The 14,348-nt window shown below is 68.2% G+C and carries 13 protein-coding genes and 1 pseudogene; 3 read left to right on the forward strand and 11 right to left on the reverse strand.

Annotated features, from left to right (window positions below):
- Window positions 1–317, forward strand: a pseudogene (locus HQ312_RS20450) (GDP-mannose 4,6-dehydratase); the annotation flags it as partial.
- On the opposite strand, the gene HQ312_RS20455 reads toward HQ312_RS20450, so the two are convergent.
- From HQ312_RS20455 to HQ312_RS20475, 5 genes are read right to left on the reverse strand one after another with little or no spacing between them, the layout of a single operon-like run.
- Window positions 318–1,166: a glycosyltransferase gene (locus tag HQ312_RS20455; RefSeq protein ID WP_027506551.1), complete on the reverse strand. Its 849-nt coding sequence runs from the start codon at window positions 1,164–1,166 to the stop codon at window positions 318–320.
- 1 nt (window position 1,167) lies between these two features.
- Window positions 1,168–1,641, reverse strand: a complete 474-nt coding sequence (locus HQ312_RS20460; RefSeq protein WP_231476428.1) for a GtrA family protein — start codon at window positions 1,639–1,641, stop codon at window positions 1,168–1,170.
- A gap of 60 nt (window positions 1,642–1,701) precedes the next feature.
- Window positions 1,702–2,643: an NAD(P)-dependent oxidoreductase gene (locus tag HQ312_RS20465; RefSeq protein ID WP_222641187.1), complete on the reverse strand. Its 942-nt coding sequence runs from the start codon at window positions 2,641–2,643 to the stop codon at window positions 1,702–1,704.
- Window positions 2,640–3,665, reverse strand: coding sequence for a glycosyltransferase (locus HQ312_RS20470; RefSeq protein ID WP_222641277.1), 1,026 nt, complete (start codon window positions 3,663–3,665; stop codon window positions 2,640–2,642). The genes HQ312_RS20465 and HQ312_RS20470 overlap by 4 nt, the downstream gene beginning before the upstream one ends.
- Window positions 3,666–3,703: 38 nt before the next feature.
- Window positions 3,704–5,950 (reverse strand): YfhO family protein, encoded by a 2,247-nt coding sequence (locus tag HQ312_RS20475; protein WP_222641189.1) that lies wholly within the window; start codon window positions 5,948–5,950, stop codon window positions 3,704–3,706.
- A 153-nt stretch (window positions 5,951–6,103) separates the two neighbouring features.
- Between HQ312_RS20475 and HQ312_RS20480 the strand changes: the two genes are divergently transcribed.
- Window positions 6,104–7,978 (forward strand): glycosyltransferase, encoded by a 1,875-nt coding sequence (locus HQ312_RS20480; protein WP_222641197.1) that lies wholly within the window; start codon window positions 6,104–6,106, stop codon window positions 7,976–7,978.
- On the opposite strand, the gene HQ312_RS20485 is transcribed toward HQ312_RS20480, so the two are convergent.
- Genes HQ312_RS20485 through HQ312_RS20505 form a run of 5 tightly spaced genes read right to left on the reverse strand, consistent with a single transcriptional unit; the run spans window position 7,971 to window position 12,051 of the window.
- Window positions 7,971–8,777, reverse strand: coding sequence for a class I SAM-dependent methyltransferase (locus tag HQ312_RS20485; RefSeq protein ID WP_222641199.1), 807 nt, complete (start codon window positions 8,775–8,777; stop codon window positions 7,971–7,973). The two genes, HQ312_RS20480 and HQ312_RS20485, sit on opposite strands and share 8 nt — an antisense overlap.
- 39 nt (window positions 8,778–8,816) lie before the next feature.
- Window positions 8,817–9,704, reverse strand: a complete 888-nt coding sequence (locus HQ312_RS20490) for a glycosyltransferase (protein WP_222641201.1) — start codon at window positions 9,702–9,704, stop codon at window positions 8,817–8,819.
- The gene (locus HQ312_RS20495; RefSeq protein ID WP_056443150.1) at window positions 9,697–10,521 is read right to left on the reverse strand and encodes an ABC transporter ATP-binding protein; all 825 of its coding nucleotides are present in this window, start codon (window positions 10,519–10,521) and stop codon (window positions 9,697–9,699) included. The genes HQ312_RS20490 and HQ312_RS20495 overlap by 8 nt, the downstream gene beginning before the upstream one ends.
- A gap of 15 nt (window positions 10,522–10,536) precedes the next feature.
- Window positions 10,537–11,412 (reverse strand): ABC transporter permease, encoded by an 876-nt coding sequence (locus tag HQ312_RS20500; protein ID WP_027506560.1) that lies wholly within the window; start codon window positions 11,410–11,412, stop codon window positions 10,537–10,539.
- A 27-nt stretch (window positions 11,413–11,439) separates the two neighbouring features.
- Window positions 11,440–12,051 (reverse strand): bacterial proteasome activator family protein, encoded by a 612-nt coding sequence (locus tag HQ312_RS20505; RefSeq protein WP_051613544.1) that lies wholly within the window; start codon window positions 12,049–12,051, stop codon window positions 11,440–11,442.
- 94 nt (window positions 12,052–12,145) lie between these two features.
- On the opposite strand from HQ312_RS20505, the gene HQ312_RS20510 reads away from it, so the two are divergent.
- Window positions 12,146–13,348 (forward strand): cysteine desulfurase-like protein, encoded by a 1,203-nt coding sequence (locus tag HQ312_RS20510; protein WP_222641203.1) that lies wholly within the window; start codon window positions 12,146–12,148, stop codon window positions 13,346–13,348.
- A gap of 10 nt (window positions 13,349–13,358) precedes the next feature.
- Here HQ312_RS20510 and HQ312_RS20515 read toward each other — a convergent pair whose 3' ends face one another.
- Window positions 13,359–14,348, reverse strand: a complete 990-nt coding sequence (locus HQ312_RS20515; RefSeq protein WP_222641205.1) for an NAD(P)H-quinone oxidoreductase — start codon at window positions 14,346–14,348, stop codon at window positions 13,359–13,361.

The raw sequence follows: 14,348 nt of genomic DNA on the forward strand, positions 1-14,348 counted from the left end.
GCGCCCTCGGCCAGACCTACCTCATCGGCGCCGACGGCGAGGTCGACAACCGCACCGTCGTCGAGACCATCCTCGAACTCTGCGGCCACGACAAGGCCGACTTCGACTTCGTCACCGACCGCCCCGGCCACGACCTGCGCTACGCCATCGACAGCACCCGCCTGCGCACCGAACTCGGCTGGACACCCCGCTACTCCGACTTCCGCAGCGGACTCGCCGCCACCATCGACTGGTACCGCGACAACGAATCCTGGTGGGCGCCGCAGAAAGCCGCGACCGAAGCGGCCTACGCATCGGCCGGCGAACGGACGCTCTGATCAGACGGGTTCCGGCGGCTGGTGCGTGATGCGCCGCCGCAGCAGCACGTACACCGCGCGGCGCAGGAACGACGTCACGAGCGCGCGAGCATTACCGATACGAACGTCGTTCTCGGACAGTAGGTCCGGGTAGGCCGCGCGCAGTTTCCGATGGAATCCCGCGGCCTGCCCCGCCTGTTCCCGCGCCAGGCGCACGCTCCACTGCCCGGCATTGATGCGGAACGCCGCGAGCGACGAGCGGATGGCCACCACGTCACCTTTGAGTGCGACCTCCGTGAAGGTCGCCTGATCGATGAGGAACGGGTGGTCGTTGTCCCACCAGCCGATGTCGGCGAGGGCGTCTCGTCGCATCAGGACGCATCCCGGCTCACCGAAGATGTTGGAGCCGGCGAGCACCGCGGTGCGTGCGGCCGTGCGTCCGTCGACGAGGCCGGACAACTTTCCCAGTCCACGCGTGGCGATGATGGTCTTGCCGGCGGCGTCGACGAGCGTGCGTTGCGACGCCACCAGGACGGCCGACGGGTGCGCGTCGAACGCGGCGACCTGGTCGGCGATCGACGTCTCGGTGATCGTGTCGTCGCCGCACACGAGTTTGATCAGTTCGCCCGTGGCCAGTCGACTCACTCTGTCCCAGTTGCGTTTCGCTCCGCCGCCGGCCTCGGTGTGCTCGACGCGGATGCGATCGTCGTCGTAGCGGGCGATGACGTCGAGGGTGGAGTCGGTCGACGCGTGATCGGCGATCACCAGCTCGAAGTCTCGGTAGGTCTGACTCAGGATCGACTCGATGGTCTCGCCGATGAAGTCGGCGTTGTTGTACGCCGGGACCACGATCGACACGCGGGGTGCCATGTCAGGAACCTTTCACCGAGGACGAGCGCTTGAACGAGAAGTCGCGGTAGCCGAAGAAGCTGATGCAGGCGGTGAGCAAGGTGATGACCAGCTGGGACGGGATGGGCGCGAATCCGAGTACCGAGACGGCCACGGTCATCGCGGCGAGGTTCACCGCGAAGGCCCCGGAGTTGACCACCACGAAGCGCCAGAAGTCGCGGAGCACGTGTCCCCGCACCCGGAAGACGAGGTAGCGATTCGTGCAGAAGGCAGTCAGCACGTTGCACAGGTAGCCGAGCACGATCGCGGCGTGATAGCCGAGCGTGTCACCGATCGCGAGCTGCCAGACGATGAACCAGACGGTGCCGAGCACCGTGTTGAAGCCGCCCACCAGGAGAAAGACGAGTCCTTGGTTGCCCATCAGGCGGAGGAGCGGGCCGACCGGCTGCGCGTCCACGACGACACGGTCGTCGTCGGCAGGTTGATCGGCGGTCACCACGGCAGTGTCTCAGCAGCGTTCACCGTGGCACAAACTCGCGGACCGGCTCCAGGTTCGTCACCCGCGGTGGCCGGCGAGGAGCGAGGACCGGATGGACTCCAGCGTCGAGGCGATGCCGGCGGGCAGCGTGCGGTGAGTCCTGCGATCGATCTCGGGCCAGACGGTGGATCGAAGACGCAGGTCACGGCCCTGGAGCGAGGACAACGGGGAGGCGGCCTGGACGACGAGCGGTCGCCGACGGAAGACGGACCTGCACGCGCCGAGAATGGCGCCGATGGTGACGGCATTCCCCGAGGCGAAGATCTTGGTGACGGGCTCCGTGCGCTCCCGCGCGGCGACGTCCAGGGCGTCGGCCACCATCTCTGCCGCATCGGAGATGTAGAGGTAGTCGCGCAGGGTGTCGATGGGCACGTAGATCGAGATGGGTGATGCCAGCAGGTACCCGCGGCACAGGTGGGAGATGAGTCCCTGCGGCTTCGACAGGTTCTGTCCCGGTCCGTACAGGTTGGCGAAGCGGCCGACCACCACCGACGCATCGGTGCGTCGACCGAAGTCCACCGCTCTCTGCTCGGCGCGTAGCTTCGCGTGGCCGTACTCGCCCAGCGGCGCGACCGCGCTCGACTCGTCGTGCGGTGCGTCGGGCGTGCCCGCGTAGACCCCACCGGCGGACGACGCATGGAAGACGGTGACAGGCTCCGGCCTCGGGACCGCATACGACTCGAGCTGTGCCAACGCGTGCGCGAACAGGTCGTTCTCCCGGTCGAAGGCCGCGCGCGGCGTGCCGTTGACGCCTGCGCCCGCACACCACACGACATTGACGCGACGTGCGTCGGAGGTGGCCACCGCTCGCGCGCGAGAGGTGATCACGATGCGCGCCGCGTCCTCGTCGAGCCACGGGATCGTCTCGGTCACCACCCGGTGCCCACGACGGGCGAGTTCGGCGGAGACGGCCGAGCCGAGAAGTCCGCCACTCCCGACGACCCAGGACAACGTCGTCACGAGAGGTCGGGGTTCTCGGCGTCCCGGTTCTCGGCGTCCGGGCTCGGGGACACCCGGTCGGCCCGACCCAGTGGCCCGGCAGCCGGATCGCCCACGATCAGATAGGGAGGCTTTCCCATCGCGGTCTTCACGTTGACGCCGACGTACTCGGCGACGACGCCGAGAGAGAACAGGGTGGCCCCGAATCCGAACAGCAGGACGACCATGGTGGACGCCCAGCCGCGGACCTCGGTGTCCGGGTCGAAGAACGTGTACACGACGAGGAGATAGGCGACCAGGACGAGACCGAGAACGGCGAACACCACCCCCAGCACGCTGACCAGACGCAAACCCTTGGTGCCGCTGGAGAGAACCATGCGCCAGAAGTGGGACAGCAGGGTCCGCAGGTTGTAGCCGGAAAGCCGTCCCTGTTCCTCGCGCAGCGTCACCGGGCTGGTGGTCACACTGCCGGCGATCCACCCGAGTGCGACGTCGAGGTACGCCTCGGATCCGGCGTAGGCGGCCACCGACCGTCCGACCTCGCCCACGACCATGCGGAAGCTGCTGTACTGCACGGTGTTCTCACCGGCCAACGCCTTGGCGATGAGCCACTTCGAACCCTTGCTCGTCGCGTTGCGCCACAGTCCGTGCGGGGCGGCGTTGGTACCGCGGGCGTAGACGACCGAGGCCTGCTCGTCGAGTGCGGTGTCGAGAAGTCCGCCGATGTCGGCGGGATCGTGCTGCCCGTCCTCGTCCATCGTGACGATCCACTCGCCGCCACTCGAGGCCATGCCCGCGAGCGTCGCGGGGTGCTGCCCGAAGTTGCGACTGAGCCAGATTCCGCGGACGAACGAGTGACGGTCCGCCAGGTCTCGGATGACGGCCGCGGATCCGTCCGGGCCGTGGTCGAACACCAACAGGACCTCCTCGACCACCGCGAGTCGGCGACCGGGGGTCAGAAAGGGCCGGGTGAGGGTCTCGAGCTCGTCGGTCAACGGGCCGAGGGTCCTCTCACCCTGGTAGACGGGAACGATGACCGAGATCCGGTGCGGAAGCTGATCGTCAGTCACGAGAGCCGACCCTATAACGCAGAGGGGCCGGTTGCCGACGAGCGAGCGGCCGACGACTGCGGTCGCGCGGAGAACCGTCGTCGGACGTCGAGCACGACGAGGCCCAGCAGAACGACGATTCCAGCGCCCATGGCAGCCAGTCCGAGCCGAAACCCGGGCGGGCGGAAAGTCAGCTCGAGATCGGCGTCGGTGGTACCCGGGGGCAGGTCGACGTAGAGGAAGGTGTCGCCCAGCCCCTTGGTCTGCAACGGCTGTCCGTTCAGCGTGGCCGTGTATCCGGGCCAGGCGAGCCTGGCGAAGACCACGCTGCCGCCGGCGGCGGAGCTCACCCGCAGGCTCTCGTCGACGTCGCTCGAGCGCACCGGCTCGACGTCGGCGTTCACCGTCGCGGACACGGTGCCCTCCTGCGTCGACACCGGCCCGTCGACCCGTTCGAGGACGGCGACCTGGTCGGACTGCGGTCGTGGGACGTCGACCCAGCGCCATCCGGGAGGAACCGGAAGCTGCCGCCACATCGGGTACTGCGCCTTCTGGACGACGACGCGGTCGAGCAACATCAGATCCGCCGTGGTCCGCCCGGTGTAGACGTCGGGACGGAACACGTTGCGGTACGCATCGGGGCAGGTGGTGCCCTCGTAGGCGACGCACAACAGTTCCGAGAACGCCTGGTGGCCGACCGGCGTGTAGGCGCTGACGTAGTTCAGGTCGAGCACCTTGGCGTAGTTGCCGTACACCTGCGCACGCCAGCGATCCGTGGCGTCCTCGGGCGATCTGTCGGACAGTGCCCGATCGCCCAGTTGCAGCGTGGTCCCGGTCCAGTCCGGGAACTCCGCACGCGCCTCCTGCTGGGACGACGGGAAGTTCCACTCGCTCAGAACGGGCCGGTAGTTGTGGATCTGGTACAGCGCGACGGGAATGACAGACACCATGAGCAGCGCGGTGGCGGCGGTCGCCCTGCGCGCGCGGAAGACGGCGACGACGAGCCCGCCGAGAACGACGACGAAGAGGACGGACAGCAGGTGTCGGCCGGCCAGTTGCGGTCCGGACGACAGCGCGCGGATCAGCAGGACGCCCGTGATGACGCCGGCGGCGGTCAGTCGGCCGCGCAGAGAGCGCAGGGTTCCGAAACGGCTCAGCAGAACTGCGGCGATGATGAGCAGGGCGGCAGCGACGAAGGGCAGCAGTCGTCCGGGCCAACGGATCGGCCCGATGTCGGACGGCCCCGCGGTGTACAGGAGCAGGGCGCCGAGAACGATGAGGGGACCGGACAGTTCGCGCACGACCGTCGGCACACGGCGCCAGTCGACGAATGCCACAGCCGGGACGAGGAACCAGGCGATGTAGGTGACCGGGGCCATGGTGGTCTCGCCACTCCACGACTCCATGCTGGTCACCGCCGACGGCAGGCTCGCGCTGAAGGTCTCCGACCAGGGGACCACGAGGAAGTTGTCGTTGAGGGTTCCCTCGGCGCCCGAGCGCCAGGTGACGCCCGAGGTGAGGACGCCGGGGAGGAACGTGACGGCGCCGCACAGGGCGGCGGCGATCGATACGGCCCCGAGTCGGATCACCGGCATCAGGACGCGCGCACGCAGGTACTCGCCGATCATCACCGCGCCCGCGGCGACTCCGGCCATGAGGGCCGCGTGGACGTACCCCACGCTGATGGCGAGGTAGAGAAACGCGAAGACCGGTAGCGGACCGGAGGTGCCGCGGGCATAGCGCACGGCACTCGCCCAGGCATTGATCACCCAGGCCATGCCGATCAGCGACGTCACCCAGGACGGCTGCTCGAAGAAGAGGGTGAATCCCGCGAACGGCGTGGCAGTCGCAGCGACCGCCGCCCAGGAGGGCCTGGATCCGTATTCGAGAGCCACGCGGTAGACGCCGATCGCCAGCACCACGGCGAAGAAGATCTTGACGACGGCAGCGAGCAGTGCCAGGTCGTCCACCGACGGTGAGATGAGGTTGACGATCATCTGCACGGGATTCCAGAGCCCACCCTGGCCCTCGACCGGGTAGTTGCCGGCCATCCACTGGGTGGTGACGAGGGGGAGGAACTGCCCTTCACGCAGCAGTCGGCCCAGAGCCAGCCAGTTGCCCACCGCGCCGGACTCGGTGTCGTCGAGGTAGAAGAAGCGATGGTCGCTCACGAGGATCGCGACGAACCCCAGCACCACCACCACACCGGATCCGAGACCCCAGGACCAGCGCTCTCGACGGGACGTCTCGACCGAGGTCACGACAGGCGTGTGCGTCACACCGTCCTCGCTTCCTGACCGACACGTCGTTCCCCGCAAGTGTCATGGACGCGACGGAACCCTCCCGGTTGTTATCGTAGGTCACAGACCGGTCTCATTTGTTACGGGGTGCGACGAGCACGCCTGTCTCTACTGTCAGGAGTTGGACAACCGATGCAGTCGACCGCGCCCGCGACGATTCCGCACAGCGGCCACGACAGGTTGGTCCTCCAGCGAGGCGTCTTCCTCGGCCCCTCCACCAGAGTGAATCCCGATCTGTACGTGCAGATCGAGAAGGGCAGCGGGGATCGCAGGCGCCACGACATGACGCTCGCGAAGAACTCTTTCGCTCACACCAACACGTACTTCGGGCGCTTCGCGGCGTCCTACTGGCAGCGGTGGACCACGGTCGGCGCGGTCACGGCGTCTCTGCGCATCGCGACGAGCGGCCGTGTCCGAGTGCGACTGCTGGCCTCGGACATCGCCGGTCACCGCCGCATCGTGTCGGTGCAGGAGACGCGGAGCGACGCCGTGCTGACATTCGAGGCTCCGCTCGACAAGTTCGTCGACGGGGGTGCCCTCTGGCTGGAGTTCGAGACGTTCGGCGAGTCCGCCGTCGTCGACTGCCTCGAGTGGACCCACGCCACCACGGTGCCGAGACGTCCGGTGGCCATCGCCATCTGCACGTTCAACCGCGCCACGGACTGTGCGCACACGGTGGCCGCACTGGCGTCCGACGACGTGGTGTTGTCGCTGATCGACACCGTGCACGTCGTGGATCAGGGCACCGACCTCGTGCAGGATCAGCCCGAGTTCGCCGATGCGCGGGCGCGGATGGGCGACACCCTGGTGTACCTCCGGCAGCCCAATCTCGGTGGTGCGGGCGGCTTCACACGCGGACTGTACGAGGTGACCGCGTCTCGGAGCGGTGTCGACGTCATCCTCATGGACGACGACATCCTGTGTGAGCCGGAGACGGTGCTGCGTCTGAGCGCCTTCGCCAACGTCACGGCGCAGCCGACCCTGGTCGGCGCGCAGATGCTGTTCCTGCTCAATCCCGACTACCTCAACGTCGGCGCGGAGGAGGTGGACTTCCTGCACCTGCAGCACGGCCGCACCGTCGGAAAGGCGTTGTCCAACAAGAGCATGATCAAGAAGAACCAGGAGCGCCGGGTCGATGCCGGCTACAACGCCTGGTGGACGTGCCTGATCCCGTCCGAGGTGGTCGAGGAGATCGGCCTCCCACTTCCCATGTTCTTCCAGTGGGACGACGTGGAGTACGGCGTACGCGCCGGTCGTGCTGGGTTCCCGACCGTGACGCTGCCCAACGCCGCCGTGTGGCACGCCGACTTCTACTGGAAGGATTTCGACGACTGGGCGCGGTACTTCAGTACGCGTAACTCGCTGATCGTCGGGTCTCTGCACAGCGACCTGAACACGACGGTGTTGTCGCGAATGTTCCTGCGCCACATCGCCGAGTACGTCGTCGGAATGCAGTACGGTCTCGCCCACACCACGTTGAAGGGTATCGAGGACTGGCTGTCGGGGCCGGACCATCTGGCCGACGGCGGCATGGCGGCGATGGCTCGTATCCGAGCCGACCGCAAGGAGTACCCGGAGACGATCATGCACCCGGCGGCCACCGCGCCGGTGCCCTCCGCGGAGGTGCGGGTCTCGCGAGCGGGCGGGGAGCCGAGCGCGATGCGAGCGGTGTTGGCCAAGCGCGGTGTCGACCAGTTCCTCGGACGCACGATCGGCGGTCTCGTCGGCGTCACGCGCGAGGACGCGCACTGGTGGCACATCGCCAGGTTCGACCACGTCGTGGTCACCGACGCATCGCAGGGCGGCGTTCGAATCCGCAAGCGGGACAAGGCACGCGGGGTCGCGCTGATGGTGCGTGCCGTCAAGGTGATGCGGCGTCTGCGGCGGGAGGCTCCTGCTCTGCAGGAGCAGTACCGCGCGGCCGGTGCCGAGCTCATCGCACGCGAGAACTGGGCCCGGCTCTACGGGATCGACGCCGACGCTCCGACCACCGAATCGGTCAGGTGAGCCGGACCGCCACCTGCTCGTTGTTGGACGTGTAGGCGAGGTACTCGAACGTCACCCCGGTGCGGTGGACGAACTCGGTCCACGCCTTGTACTCGTGCAGGGCCCAGCCAGGGAAGTTGAAGAACTCGTCGAACACGATGACGGTGCCCGGCACCAGTCGTGACTCGAGACGTCGCAGGACGAAGTCGGTCGACGAGTACAGGTCGGCGTCGAGGTGCAGGAACGCGACCGGGCCGCGGTTCTTCGACAGGAACGGCCCGAGGGTCTGCTGGAACATGCCCTTCACCAGGTGCGCTCCCGGAACGTCCGGTAGAGCATCCTGAGCGAAGGTCCCGGCCTCGAAGCCGGTGCGCCAGTCCTCCGGCAGGCCCTCGAAGGTGTCGAAGCCGGCGATGACTCCGACGTTGGCGGCGCGGCGCCACTCGTCGACGATGGTGCCGAGGGTGGTCCCGGTGGCGACCCCGAACTCGAGTGCCATGCCGTCGATGGAGACGGCTCTGAGCGCGTGTCGGAGCGTGAGGTCGGGGTGGGTGAAGGACGGCGTCATCGGGAGATGTGTCTCGGCGAAGTCGGCACTCGAGGCGGTGGCCTCGAGGTCCGAGGCGAACGGGATGTCGCGGCGCATCCGGAACTCCAGCGTGGTGATGGATTCCTGGAGGTCGGCGATCGTCTTCGCCTGACCCGTGATCAGGTCTATCAACTCACTGTGACGACGGTCGGCCTCGGGTGCCACGGCGTCCTGGACTGCCTGCACGACCTTGCCCCGCGCCGAGGCTCTGACGCGTCGGCTCCACCGCATCACCCGCACCGTCCACTCGTCATGGGGACATACCGTAGTTCAGGGTTTGCGGAAGTACTCATCCCGGCCGAGCTTGCGCAGACGCAACCACTCGCGCAGGCCGCGGAGGTCCCGTCGTGTGACCACGAAGTACCACCCGAAGCGCACCCATTCCTGCGGGAGAAGCTTGCGCATGCCGGGTTGAGCCATCAGGTATCCGCGGTTGCGGTAGGTGAAGTAGCGCTTGGTGGCGTCGTCCGGATACTGCGTGTGCATCCGGCCGCCGAGGATCGGCTTGAACTCGTCGGCGCCGTTCGGATGCAGGTACGCGGTCTGCAGGCACGTGCCGAAAGCCAGCCCCGAGCGTGTGAGGCGACGGTGGATCTCGACCTCGTCGCCGCGGACGAAGAGCCGGAGGTCGGGGACACCGACGGCGTCGATCGCAGCGGCCGAGAACAGCGCACCGTTGAACAACGACGCGTAGGACGGCAACAACTCGTCGTCACCGAGTTCGGACCGCCAGCGTCGCCACGCGGTGCCGCGTCGCAGCGGGAACGCGAGGTGATCGGGATCGTCGATGTCGCACACGACGGGGGAGACCTCGTCGAGGCCGTGTCGCACCGCGCAGTCGAGGAGCGTGGCGAGGACGTCCGGCCCCTCCGGCCTGCCGTCGTCGTCGGCGAGCCACACCCGCTCGGCACCGAGGGACAGCGCGTGCAGCATCCCCAGCGCGAAGCCGCCGGCCCCACCGAGGTTGTGCTTGCTCCCGAGGTAGGTGGTCGGCACGGCCGCGCTCTCGACGAGCTCGCGGACCGCGGTCTCGTTCGCGTTGTCCACCACGATCAGATGGTCGAGCGGACGGGTCTGCGACGTCAGGACGGCGAGGGACTGGGCCAGCAGCTCGCGGCGCCGGTGGGTGACCACCACGCCGACGATGAACTCAGGCATGCGGGTCGTGATCGGCCTGGCCACGATCCGCGGCCTCCAGCTCACGAATGACGTGCGCGACGTGGTCTCCCGCGTCGTCGCCCTCGTACGACCGCACGACCTCCTCGATACCGCCCTGCTGCCGCACGTGGCCGTGATCGATCCACATCGCCGAATCGCAGAGCTGGGCGAGGAACTCGTTGGAGTGCGAGGCGAAGACGAGGATGCCCGAGCGCTGCACGAGCTTCTGCAGACGAGTGCGCGCCTTCTTCATGAACTCGGCGTCGACCGCGCCGATGCCCTCGTCGAGCAGCAGGATCTCGGGGTCGATGCTCGTGACGACGCCCATGGCGATGCGCACGCGCATTCCCGTCGAGTAGGTGCGCAGCGGCATGTCGAGGTACTCGCCGAGCTCGGTGAAGTCGGCGATCTCGTCGATCTTCGACATCATCTGCTTGCGTGTCTGGCCGAGGAACAGGCCGCGGATGATGATGTTCTCGTAGCCGGAGATCTCCGGGTCCATGCCGACGCCCAGGTCGAAGACCGGCGCGACGCGACCCCGCACGACGGCACTGCCGCGGGTGGGTTCGTAGATGCCCGCCAGCAGGCGCAGGAGCGTCGACTTGCCCGCACCGTTGTGGCCGACCAGTCCGACGCGGTCGCCCTCCTTCAGTGAGAGCGTGATGTCGCGCAGCGCCTCCACGACGACGACGTCACTGCTGTTGCGTCCGATGGTGCCGCCGGCCTTGCCGAGGAACGCCTTCTTCAGCGACCGGGTCTTGGCGTCGAAGATGGGGAAGTCGACGCACGCGCCGTGCGTCTCGATGCTGACTGTCATGTGTGTCTCGTCCGATCAGACCCAGTAGGGCACGCGGGCCCGGAACGTACGCATCGCCACCATGGTGACGGCCAGGCCGACCACGGTGAACGCCAGCACGATGTACCAGTGGTACGCCTGCTGGTCCTCGCCGATCAGGGGCGCGCGCAGGATGTCGAGGTAGTGGAACAGCGGATTGATCTCCACCAGCCGCGCGCGGTCCGCCGCGGCCCCGCCCATCTTCTGCAGATTCGCCGTGGTCCACACGATCGGCGTCATGAAGAACAGCAGCGTGACGACGCTGCCGAGGATCGGGGCCAGGTCGCGGTAGCGGGTGGCGATGATGCCGAAGAGCAGTGACACCCACACCATGTTGACGACGATCAGACCGAACGCCGGGATCGCCATGACGATGGTCCAGTGCAGCTCTGGACGGAACACCGCGAGCATGATCAGGTAGATCAGCATGTTGTGGCCGAGGAGCAGCACCTGGCGCCACACGAGCCGATAGATGTGCACGCTCAGTGCCGACGGCAACTGCTTGATCAGGCCCTCGTTGGCCACGAAGACGTCGGCGCCCTCGAGGATCGACGCGCTGATGAGGTTCCAGATGATGAGCCCGACGGTGACGTGGGGCAGGAACGACTTCAGGTCGATGTCGAGGAGGACCGAGTACAGCAGACCCATCGCGACGGCCTGCACACCCGTGGCGATGGTGATCCAGAACGGGCCGATGACGGAACGCCGGTACCGCTGCTTGATGTCCTGCCACCCGAGGCTCAGCCACAGCTCACGCTGGGCGTAGCCCTGCCGGAGATCGCGGACGGCCCGGCGGAACGTCTGCGAATCGGACGCGGGTGCATCCCCGGAGTTCGAGTCCCCGGTGTTCGAGTCGATCGCTGGTGCTGCCACGACCGACGACCCTACAGACGAGAACCGTCAGAGGTACTGGCCGGTGCCCTGCCCGTGCTGGCCCTGACCGCCGCCGCCGATGGACACACCGGGCGGAAGTGCACCCTGGCGCATCTGCTCGAGCTGGGCGCGCGCCGCCATCTGCTGAGCGAAGAGTGCCGTCTGGATGCCGTGGAACAGTCCCTCCAGCCAGCCCACCAGTTGTGCCTGGGCGATGCGGAGCTCGGCGTCGGACGGCACCGCGTCCTCGCCGAAGGGCAACGCCAGGCGCTGGAGCTCGTCGCGCAACTCCGGCGCGAGTCCCTGCTCGAGCTCACGGATGGAGGAGGTGTGGATCTCCTTGAGGCGGGTGCGGCTGGCGTCGTCCAGCGGTGCCGCGCGCACCTCCTCGAGGAGCTGCTTGATCATGGTGCCGATGCGCATGACCTTGGCGGGTTGCTCGACCATGTCCGCCAGCGATTCCTGGTCGTCGCCGTCCGACGAGTCGCCGGCCCCGGTGACGTTCGCGCGGGCCGCGGCGGCCGCCGCCTCGCGGGGACTGAGCGCGATCGGCTGCCCGTCCGGACCGATGACGACGACGTGGTCGGCGCTGTCGTCCGCGCGGCCGCCGTCCGAGTTCTGCTCGTGTGAAGACGTCATGTCTCCATCTTGACCCGGGTCGCTCACCAGGGTGGGGTCCGGGGCGTGCCCGTGCGTGCCCGCCCTGTCGCCGTCGGCGCCTAGAGTGTGCGGCATGACCTACGACGTCGCCCGCGTACGAGGGCTGTTTCCCTCGCTCGGCGACGGCTGGATCCACCTCGATCCGCAGCTGGGCATGCAGATCCCCGACCGGGTGGCCACGGCCGTGTCCACCACCTTCCGCGGGACCGCATCGACGCACATCGGTCGGCACCCCTACGCGCAGCGCAGCGCGAAGGTCGCCGACGATGCTCGGCAGGCCGTCGCAGATCTGGTCGGTGGATCCCCCGAGGGCGTGGTCCTCGGTCCGGACCACGGCATCCTCCTGACCGCTCTCGCGGAAGCCCTCAGCACGCGTCTCGGCCTCGGTACGGGCATCGTCCTGTCCCGGCTGGACGACGAGGCGAACGTGGCACCGTGGCTGCGCATCGCCAATCGGTACGGCGCCCAGGTGCAGTGGGCCGAGGTGGACATCGAGACGTGCGAGCTCCCCAGTTGGCAGTTCGGGGAACTCATCGCGGCGAACACTCGGCTCGTCGCGCTGACCGCGGCGTCGACGGTGGTGGGGTCGGCCCCCGACGTCCGTGTCGCCGCCGACCTCGTGCACGACGCCGGCGGGTTGCTGGTCGTCGACGCGGTGGGTGCGGCCCCCTACGCGGTGCTCGACATCGAGGAACTCCGGGCGGACGTCGTCGCCGTCAACGCCGCGGCCTGGGGTGGGCCTCGCGTCGGAGCGCTGGTGTTCCGGGACCCCGAGCTGCTCGACCGGTTGCCGTCGCAGGCGCTCGACACCGATGCGAAGGGTCCGGCGCGGCTCGAGGTCGCCGGTCTGCACTACTCACTGCTCGCGGGGATGACCGCGTCCGTCGACTGTCTCGCCGCCCTCGACGAGAACGCGAGCGGGACACGCCGACAGCGTCTCGAGATGTCCATCGGCTCGCTGCAGGACTATCAGGATCGGCTCTTCGCGTACCTGCAGGAGCGCGTGGCGGCACTGACGCACGTCATGGCCATCGGTCAGGCGTCCAGCCGCATCCCGTGCCTGAGCATCAGCGTGGACGGCGTCGACTCCGACAAGGTGGCGGCGCGTCTGGCGGACAACAGGATCGACGTGGTCGGTGGCCTGCACGGCGGCAGCCGCCTGCTCGAGTCGCTGGGTGTCGCCGATGCCGGTGGCGCGATCACGGTGGGGCTGGCCCCGTACACGACGCGGCACGAGATCGACCAGCTCGTCACGGTTCTCGAGACGCTGACCTGATCCGCGCCCGTCAGCGGACGCGCAGGATCACCTTGCCCACCGTGGCGTGGTCGTCCAGCATGCGATGAGCCTGCGGTGCGTCCGACACCGGCACCTCCGCGTGCACGACGGGCACGACCGCACCGTCGGCGATAATCGGCCACACGTGCTCGCGGACCTGGCGCACGATGTCGGCCTTGCCGCCCGGGCCGGTGAGGGGGCGCGCCCGCAACCCGGCGCAGTGCACACTGCCGCGCTTGGCCATCAGCGCGCCGAAGTCGAACTCGGCCACCCGGCCGCCCTGCATGCCGATCGTGACCAGGCGGCCGTCCATCGCGAGCGCAGAGATGTTGGGAGAGAGGTACTTCGCGCCCATGTTGTCGAGAATGACGTCGGCTCCGTGCCCGTCCGTCGCGGACCGTAACTCCTCGGTGAAGTCCGAGGTCTTGTAGTCGATGAGGATGTCCGCGCCGAACGACCGGCAGATCTCGAGCTTCTCCGCCGAGCCGGCGGTCACCGCGACGCGCGCGCCGAGGGCCTTCGCCACCTGGATGGCGTGCGTGCCGATGCCGCTGCCACCGCCGTGGATCAACAACGTGTCCCCGGCGGACAAGCCGGCGTACATGACGACGTTGGACCACACCGTGCACGCGACCTCGGGCAGCGATGCGGCCACGTGCAGGTCGAGCCCGTCGGGAACGGGCAGCACCTGTCCGGCCGGCACCACCACCTGCTCGGCGTAGCCGCCACCCGCGAGCAGCGCGCAGACCCGATCGCCGACCTTCAATGCGGTGACGTCGTCGCCGACCTCCGCGATCACACCCGAACATTCGAGCCCGAGCACGTCGGAGGCGCCGGCGGGCGGCGGATAGTTGCCCTGCCGTTGCTGCAGATCGGCGCGGTTGACGGCGGACGCCGCGACGGAGATCAGGACTTCTCCCGGCCCCGGTACGGGATCGGGTACCTCGCTCCAGACCATGACATCGGGGTCGCCGTATTCGGTCAGTGTGATCGCATGCAC

It is taken from the genome of Rhodococcus sp. BP-316 (assembly GCF_019836105.1).
Lineage (GTDB): Bacteria > Actinomycetota > Actinomycetes > Mycobacteriales > Mycobacteriaceae > Rhodococcoides.